Source organism: Embleya sp. NPDC005575 (genome assembly GCF_040605455.1).
In the GTDB taxonomy this organism is placed as follows: Bacteria; Actinomycetota; Actinomycetes; order Streptomycetales; family Streptomycetaceae; genus Embleya.
In genome coordinates this window covers 1-8,424 of sequence record NZ_JBEXCV010000246.1, presented here as the reverse complement: position 1 = coordinate 8,424, position 8,424 = coordinate 1, and the positions used below count along the sequence as shown (strand labels likewise).

Below are 8,424 nucleotides of genomic sequence, written 5' to 3'. Positions count from 1 at the left end.
CCCACCCACACGGGTGGGCGCGACGGGGTTTTTGCATGGGTGCGTGACATGTCGATCGCGGCCCGCGACCGTGGCGTGGCCAATGGCGGCGATGCTTGACATTGCCTGGCTAACGATGTTAGCTCTGTAGTCATAGACATCAGCGCACGGGACGCATGGGGGCAGAGATCATGACGGAGTTCCTGGAGATCGACGGCGGCCGACTCGCCTACGACGTGAGCGGGCACGGTCGGTTGATCGTGCTCTCGCCCGGCATGGGCAACAACAGATCGGTCTACCGCGACGTCGCCGAACGACTCGTGGCGTCGGGGTATCGGGTCGCCTGCGCGGACCTGCGCGGCCACGGCGAGTCCACCGTCGGGTGGTCCTCCTACACCCGCACCGACACCGCCGGCGACCTGCTCGCCCTGGTCCGACACCTGGGCGGTCCGGCCGTGCTCGTGGGCCACTCCTTCTCCGGCGGTTCCGCCACCATCGCCGCAGCCCGCGAACCGGAACTGGTCGACGCTATCGTGGAGATCAGCCCGTTCACCCGGGCCCAGAAGCTCGACGCCAAGGCGATGCTGTCGAACGCCCGCTACCGCAAGGGGATGTCCCTGCTGCTGGGTGCCGGCCTGCTGCGCAGCGTCGGCGTGTGGAAGCGCTACCTCGCGCACGCCTACCCGGGCCCCAAGCCCGCCGGCTTCGCCGCGCACGTCGCCACCCTGCACACCGAGCTGAGCCGACCGGGTCGGATGGCCGTGGTCGCCAAGATGGGCATGTCCGCGCCCACCGACGCCGGTGCCGTGCTCGGCGACATCCGCTGCCCCGCGCTGGTGATCGAGGGCACGCTCGACCCCGACTGGCCCGACCCCGCGGCCGAGGGTGCGGCCATCGTCGCCGCCATGCCCGAGGGTCTGGGCCGACTGGAGATCGTCGAGGGAGCCGGCCACTACGCACACGGCCAATTCCCCGACCGGGTGGCGGCCGCCATCGGGACATTCCTGACGGCCGACACCCGCGGCTGACTCACCACCACTGTCGGCCGTCCGTCGCCGACTGCCGACCGCCGCTGTCTGCCGACTGTTGTCCGGCGACCGTCGCGGTCAGCTGCCGGTCGCCGTGTGCCGACCGCCGTCCACCGACCGTCGGTCGTATCGCTCCGGGCGTGACCGAACTGCCGGGCCAACCAGGGCGGTTCGCCCGAGAACGACGATCGATCACGACGATCGCGGGCATCCGGGCGCGACGGTGGCCCACCCCCTCCGGCAAGTCCGCGTCAGCGGCCTCGCAGGCGGGTGATCGCCTCGGCCTTGGGGGTGTAGGCGCGCGGCAGGCGCAGGCCGGCGGTCAGGGCCGCCAACACCTCCTCCTCCGCCCGGTGGTAGGTGAGCGCGTCGGCGAGCAGTGTGTCCGCGTCCGCCGCCGGCAGCGCCACCGCGCCGCCGTCGTCCATCAGGATCGGGTCGCCGTCGGCCACCGGCGTGCCGGCGATCTCGATCGGGCCGCCGACCTCGGCGACATGGACGGCGCCTCCGGGACCCGCCGTCGCCTCCCCCAGCGCCCACAACCGCAGGCCCGACCCGGCCACCGCCGACACGTCCCGCACGCTGCCCTCGATCAGCGCGCCGACCGCACCCCGGCCCAGCGCGGCGGCGGTCAGGATCTCGCCCCACACCGCACCGGGCGCAGCGTCCGCGCCCGCGATCACCACGACCCGGCCGGTCAGGTCCTCCGCGAGCAGCGCGTGCAGCGGCTTGAGGCCGTGTGCACCCGGGCCGGCCGCGATCCGGACCGTGCGGGCCACCCCGAGCACCGCGCCCTCCCCTCGCTGGAACGGCCGCAGCGGTGGCGTCAACCAGCCGGTTCGGCCCCGGAGTTGGAGCAGGTCGGCGAGTGCGGCGGTGGCGGGCGGCGACGCGGGGGCGACATCGGTCACGGTGCGGTCCTCTCGGTCAGCAGGAACTTACGGATCTTGCCGACGGAGGTCCGCGGCAACTCGGCCACCCGCTCGAAGCGCACCGGCCGCTTGGATTTGGCGAGCCGCTCGGCGCACCAGTCGGCGAGGTCGTCGAGCGCGGTCGGGCCGGCCTCGGGCACCGCCACCACGAATGCCACCGGCACCTCGTCGCGCACGTCGTCCGGCGCACCGACCACCGCCGCCTCCAGCACCGCCGGATGCTCGGCCAGGACCGCCTCGATCTCCACGACCGAGACGTTCTCGCCGGCGACCTTGAGCACGTCGCCGCGCCGCCCGGCGAAGTGGAAGTGGCCGTCCCGGTCCACCCGGGCGCGGTCGCCGGTGACGAACCAGCCGTCCCGATAGGCGGCGGCGGTCGCGGCCGGGTCGTCGAGGTAGCCCGCGAACAGGCTCACCCCGGGTTCGCCGCCGACCACGATCTCACCGTCCGTCGCCGGCTCGCCGGTCGCCGCGTCGTGCACGGCCACGACACAGCCGGGGGTCGGCCGGCCCATCGATCCCGGGACCGGCGCGCCGGCGGGATTGCTCAGAACCGCCGGGATGGTCTCGGTCATCCCGTACAACTGGCGCGGCCGACAACCGCCGAGCAGGGCGGCGAACCGCTCGTACTGGTCGTCGGTGACGTTCTGCGCGTACCAGCAGTGCCGCACCCGCAGTCCAGGCGGCGCGTGTCGGCCGGCGGTGCGGGCCAGGATCATCCGAATCGGTGCGGCGAACAGGCTCACGTGGGTGACCTCGTGTCGGGCGGCCTGCGCCACGAAGCGGCTCGCGGAGAACGTCGGGAGCAGTACGACACTCGCGCCGACCGTGATCGCGGCGGCGAACGAGTAGTACTGCGCGTTCGCGTGGAACATCGGTAGCACCACGAACTGCCGGTCCGTCGGACCGAGTTCGGCGGCGGCCGCCATCACGGCGCCGGCGAAGGCGTAGTTGGCCTGGGTGACCATCACGCACTTCGGCTCGGCGGTGGTGCCCGACGTGAACATCAACCCGGCCGGATCGGCGGGACCGGGCGGCCCGGCACCGGCGGGCGTGGGGTGACCGAGCAGGATCGCCAGGTCGGTGTCGTCCTCCGCGACCTCGACCACGGTCGTGCCGGTCCCGCCCGCCGCGGCTCGATAGTCGGCGGCCCGTTCGGGCGCGCAGAAGCCGAGTCGAGCGCCGGTCCGGCGCAGGTGCGCGCCCAGTTCCGGGGTGCGCGCGGAGGGGTCGGAACACACCATCGCCGCGCCGAGGCGGGTCAGGGCGAGCCACAGCGCGACGTACGCCGGGCAGTTGCGCAGCGCGATGCCGACCCGGTCGCCGGGCCCGACGCCGCGTGCGAGCAACCCGCCGGCCACGCGGGCGACGAGGCCGTCGAACTCGGCGTAGGTCCAGCGGGTCACGTTCCCGTCGGGCGCCTCCCAGATCAGGAACGGCGCGTGCGGGTGGGCCGCCACCGTGTCGGACCAGCGCGCCGCGAAGGTGGGCGGGACGGACGTCATGTCGACCTCCAGGACATCGACCGGGGGATGGAACGGAACAGGCAACGAGCCGGACACAACCAAGAATCACAGGATGCCCCCGCACAGGCGGCCCTGACACGGCCGAGCCCGCACGGGCCGGCCCACCGCGGTGGGCCGGGAGCCCACCCGCCGAAGACCCCCCGCGCGGTCGGCCGGTGAGCGAGCGCTCGTGCGAGCCCGACGCCTGCGGCCCCCGAGTGCTTGTGCGGGCCGGCCCGTCCGCAGGCGACTTCACACGCTCACCTGCGGGCGGGTTCACCGGCCGGCCGGGAGCCATGAACCGCCGGTCGACCCACGACCCCCGGCGACTCACGTTCACGGACCGCCGGCCGACCGCCGGGTTACACGCCGCGAGGCTCGATCAGCCCGCGACCGTCCCTGCGGCCTCCGCGGCCGGCGTACCGTACCCGCCCCCGCCCGGCAGCTCCAGCCGCACCACGTCGCCCGGTTGCAGGGTGATCCGCGCCTGCGTGCGCACCGGTTCGCCGTTGACCAGGAAGCGTCCCGTCGCGCCCTCGCCGCCGCCGAAGATCCCGCGCGGGCCGCGCGCGAGTCGGCTGGCCACCGCGTTGAGCACCCACGGCGAGGGCGAGTCGACGGTGAACTCGATGGTCTGGCCCATCCCGCCCTCCTGCGCGCCCGCGCCACCCGAGCCGCGCCGAAGTTCCTTGCGCAGGAAGCGGATCGGCGCGGACGCCTCGACCACCTCCAGCGGCACGGCCGACACCCCGGTCGGGTAGGACGTGGTGGACAGGCCCGGCTTGCCGGCCCGCGCGCCGACGCCGCCCGCGTAGGTGAACATCGCGGTGATGAACGGATTGCCCTCCGCGTCGTGCCCGCTCACCTGCATGGTCCACACCGCCGCCGAACCCTCGGCCATCACCGCCTCCGGCAACGCCTGCGACATTGCGTTCAGCAGCGGCATCGGCAGGAACATGCCGACCACGTGCCGCGCCGTGCACGGCGACGGGGACACCGCGTTGACGATGCTGCCCAGCGGCGCCTCGACCCGGATCGGCGCCAGCGAGCCGGCGTTGTTGGGCACGTCCGGGTTGAGCAGGCTGCGCAGGGTGAAGGTGGTGTAGGCGTGCGTGTAGTTCTTGACCACGTTGATCCCGAACGGACTCGCGCCGGACGAACCGGCGTAGTCGACCAGGATCTCGCCCGCGTCGGGGTCGATGGTGACCGCGACCTTGATGGTGATCTCCGAGCCGTCCGCGAGGTCGAGGATCGACGCGGCCTCGTAGGTGCCGCCGGGCAGCGCCCGGATGGCCCGCCGGGTGGCCTCCTCGGAGCGGCGGATCACCTCGTCGCCGAGATCCTCGATGTCCTCCAGCGCGTACGCGTCCAGCAGCGTCTTCAGCCGCGCCGCGCCCACCTCGCCGGAGGCCATCTGGGCGTGCAGGTCACCGGCCATGTGGGTGGGTTGGCGGACGTTGGCCAGCACGAAGTCCCAGACCGGCTCATTGCGTTCGCCACCGATCATGAGCTTGCTGATCGGGATCCACAGGCCCTCCTCGAACACGTCCCGCGCACCCGCGCCGATGCCGTAGCCGCCGACGTCGGTGTGGTGGATGGTCGAGCCGAAGAACGCGATCACCCGCCCGCCGCGCCAGACCGGCACCAGGACGGTGACGTCCAGGAGTTGGCCGGCGGTCTGGTACGGGTCGTTGGTGACCAGGACGTCGCCGGGGGCCAGCGAGTCGACCGGATGCCGGTCCAGGATGTTGCGACACGCGATGGCGAGCGAGTTGATGTGGCCCGGCGTACCGGTCACGGCCTGGGCGACCATCCGGCCGCGCCGGTCGAACAGCGCGTTCGCCAAGTCGCCGGCCTCGCGCACGATCGGACTGAACGCGGCCCGCTGGAGGGCCTTGGCCTGCTCGTTGACGGTGGCGACGAGGGAGCCCCACAGGACTTCCAGCTCGATCGCGTCGAAGGTGCGGGTCACGCGGATCCCTCCTCGGAGGCCGTGGTTGCGGTGGCGATGATCGAGCCGTCGGGTGCGACCTCACAGGACCAGCCGTCCGGGATGACCGACGTGGTCTCGCGCTCCTCGACCAGGGCCGGGCCGAGGAAGCGGTGGCCGGCGCCGAGTTCGGCGCGGCGGTACACCGGCACGTCGACGGCGGGTGTGCCGAGTCGGAAGCGGGCCGCGCGATACCGGTTCGGGGTGGGACTGCCGGTGCCGACCGGCACGGTGGGCACCTCGAAGCCGGGTGCGTCCGACCACGCGGCGACCCGCCAGGTGACCACCTCGACGCCGACGTCGGGGATCCGCAGGCCGTAGATCTTCTGGTACTCGGTGTGGAACTGCTCGACGGTGTCGGCGAGCGAGGTGGGCCACGCGTCGCCCTCGCCGACCCACAGGGTGATTTCGTTGCCCTGGCCCTCGTAGCGGGCGTCCAGGCCGTAGCGGAAGCTCACGTCGTCCGCCTGCGCACCGGCGGCGGCGAGCACCCGGCGCGCCTCCTGCCGCATGTCCGCGAGCAGCGTGTCCCGGTCCGCGGACACGCTCTCGTCCAGCGTGCGGACCATGCTCCGGGCCAGGTCGATGCGGACCGGGCTGACCAGGGTGCCGAACGCGGACAACACGCTCGCGTTGACCGGGAAGATCACCCGGGGCGCCTCCAGGAGCGCGGCCACGCCGCACGCGTGCACCGGGCCGGCGCCGCCGAAGGCGATCAGCGCGACGCCGCGCAGGTCGATGCCACGCTCCACGGCGTGCATCCGGGCGGACGCGGCCATGTTCTGGTTGATCACCTCGTACACGCCCACCGCGACGTGGTCCGCGTCGGAGCCGGCGCCCAGCCGATCGGCCAGCGGGGCGAACGCGGCCCGGGCGGCGGGCAGATCGAGCGGCATCTCGCCGCCGAGGAAGTACTGCGGGTCGAGCAGGCCGAGGACCAGGTCCGCGTCGGTGGTCGCCGGGACCGTGCCGCCGCGGGCGTATCCGACCGGGCCCGGGTCGGCGCCCGCGGAGTCCGGGCCGACCTTGAGCAGACCCAACTCGTCGACCCGGGCCAGGCTGCCGCCGCCCGCGCCGATCTCGACCAGGTCGACCGAGGGGATCGAGCACGGGTAGCCCGAGCCCTTCTTGAACCGGTAGACCCGGGCCACCTCGAACGCGTTGGTCAACTCGGGCCGATAGTCCTCGATCAGGCAGGACTTGGCCGTGGTGCCACCCATGTCGAAGCAGAACAGCCGCTCCTCGCCCAGGCGTCGGGCGTACCAGACGCCGGCCAGGGCGCCGGCGGCCGGACCGGACTCGACCAGTCGGATCGGCACCCGGCGGGCGTCGTCGGCGGAGACCACGCCGCCGTTGGAGAGCATCATCAGTACCGACGCGCCGAAGCCCTCGGCGGTCAACCAGGCCTGGAGTTCCGCCAGATAGGGGCCGATCACCGGCATCGTGGCCGCGTTGCACGCGGTGGTGACCATACGCGGGTACTCGCGGATCTGCGGGGTCACCTCGTGCGACGCGCACACCGGCACGGACAGCCGCTTGGCCAGCCCCTCGGCGACCGCGCGCTCGTTGGCCGCGTTCGCGTACGAGTTGAGCAGGCACACCGCGACGGCCTCGACCTCGTCGGCGGCCAACCGGGCCGCCAGTTCGTCGAGTTCGGCTTCGCTCGGTGCGGTACGGACCTCGCCGGTCGCGGTGGTGCGCTCGTCGATCTCGAAGACCAGCTCGCGCGGAATGGGCGGGGCCGGGAACTCGATCTGGAGGTCGTACATGTCGTAGCGGTGCTCGTTGCGGATCTCCAGCGTGTCACCGAAGCCCGAGGTGGTCACCAGCGCGGCTCGGCCGGTCTTGCCCTCGATCAGGGCGTTGGTGATCAGCGTGGTCGCGTGCACGATGGGCCGGGTGATGTCGGCCGGCGTGATGCCGGCCTTGGTCAGCGCGGAGGTCACGCCCGCCCGGACCCCGCCGAGCGGGGCGGACGGGGTGGTCAGCGTCTTCTCGACCACCACGCGGCCGGTGTCGGCATCCAGCAGGACCACGTCGGTGAAGGTGCCACCGATGTCTACGGCAAGGCGCCAGTCGGTCACGTCAGGCCTCCTCTTCTTCTCGGTGTGTCCGGAGTGTCTTCTCGGTGGGTGGGGACCAGGGCGTGTCTTGGATCCCGCGTCGTGGTGCTCGGCGTGGGATCGAAGACACGCCCTGAGCGGGTCACCCCGTCGTGGGTCGTGCCGGCAGTGCGGCCACGGCCGCCGGATCGGGCACCGGCTCGACGTCCTCGCGACCCGCGGTCGCTTCGGTCGCCGCGTCCAGGTGCCACAGCCAGTCGGTGGGCAGGTCGTCCACGTGGTAGATGGCCTCGACCGGGCACACCGGCTCGCAGGCGCCGCAGTCCACGCATTGTTCGGGATGGATGTAGAGCATGCGGTCGCCTTCGAAGATGCAGTCGACCGGGCATTCGGCCACGCAGGTAAGGTCCTTGACGTCCACGCAGTTCGCGCCGATGACGTAGGTCATGCGGGACCACCTCCGACCGGCTGCGGCTCGGGCACCGTCCAGGCGTCGTCGCCGAGCAGGTCGGCGACGCTGCCCGGGCCGCGCTCGGCGAGCGCCCGCCGGCCCTGCTCGACCACCAGGCGGTCGTACGCGGGCCGCCGCACGCTGCGGAACACCCCGATCGGGGTGGGCCCGCCCGCCTCCGGCAACCGGGACAGCGCGAACGCGGGCACCGGGTCGATCATCCGTGCGTCGTGCGTCACCGCGAGGTCGTCCGGACCCCCCGGCCGCAGCCCGCCGCCCGGATCGCGCACCACGGTGCGTGCGCCGTCCGGCCCGTAGCGCATCGGCGCACCGTGTTCGAGCCGCAGCAGGAAGTCGTCCCGGACGCCCGGCGTCTTGAGCTGCTCGAACGCGCCGTCGTTGAAGATGTTGCAGTTCTGGTAGATCTCCACCAGCGCGGTGCCCTCGTGGGCCGCCGCGGCGCGCAGCACCGAGGT

The 8,424-nt window shown here is 72.9% G+C and carries 6 protein-coding genes and 1 pseudogene; 1 reads left to right on the top strand and 6 read right to left on the bottom strand.

Annotated elements, in window-relative coordinates; genetic code table 11:
- Positions 1-170 precede the first annotated feature (170 nt).
- Positions 171-1,007 carry an alpha/beta hydrolase gene (locus ABZS54_RS40640; protein ID WP_355547741.1) on the top strand — a complete coding sequence of 279 codons (837 nt, stop codon included), beginning with the start codon at positions 171-173 and terminating at the stop codon, positions 1,005-1,007.
- A 251-nt stretch (positions 1,008-1,258) separates the two neighbouring features.
- Here the strand turns inward: ABZS54_RS40640 and ABZS54_RS40635 are convergent, their stop codons facing one another.
- From ABZS54_RS40635 to ABZS54_RS40610, 6 genes and pseudogenes are all read right to left on the bottom strand, one after another.
- On the bottom strand, positions 1,259-1,918 hold the full coding sequence (locus tag ABZS54_RS40635; RefSeq protein ID WP_355547738.1) for an RraA family protein: 660 nt from the start codon (positions 1,916-1,918) through the stop codon (positions 1,259-1,261).
- On the bottom strand, positions 1,915-3,444 hold the full coding sequence (locus ABZS54_RS40630) for an AMP-binding protein (protein WP_355547736.1): 1,530 nt from the start codon (positions 3,442-3,444) through the stop codon (positions 1,915-1,917). Before ABZS54_RS40630 ends, ABZS54_RS40635 begins: the two co-directional genes overlap by 4 nt.
- Positions 3,445-3,826: 382 nt before the next feature.
- Positions 3,827-5,416: a hydantoinase B/oxoprolinase family protein gene (locus ABZS54_RS40625; protein WP_355547733.1), complete on the bottom strand. Its 1,590-nt coding sequence runs from the start codon at positions 5,414-5,416 to the stop codon at positions 3,827-3,829.
- Positions 5,413-7,518 (bottom strand): hydantoinase/oxoprolinase family protein, encoded by a 2,106-nt coding sequence (locus ABZS54_RS40620; protein WP_355547730.1) that lies wholly within the window; start codon positions 7,516-7,518, stop codon positions 5,413-5,415. Before ABZS54_RS40620 ends, ABZS54_RS40625 begins: the two co-directional genes overlap by 4 nt.
- A gap of 121 nt (positions 7,519-7,639) precedes the next feature.
- The gene (gene fdxA, locus ABZS54_RS40615) at positions 7,640-7,945 is read right to left on the bottom strand and encodes a ferredoxin (RefSeq protein WP_355547727.1); all 306 of its coding nucleotides are present in this window, start codon (positions 7,943-7,945) and stop codon (positions 7,640-7,642) included.
- Positions 7,942-8,424: pseudogene (locus tag ABZS54_RS40610) on the bottom strand (2-oxoacid:ferredoxin oxidoreductase subunit beta); the annotation flags it as partial. The pseudogene ABZS54_RS40610 and the gene fdxA, both read right to left, overlap by 4 nt.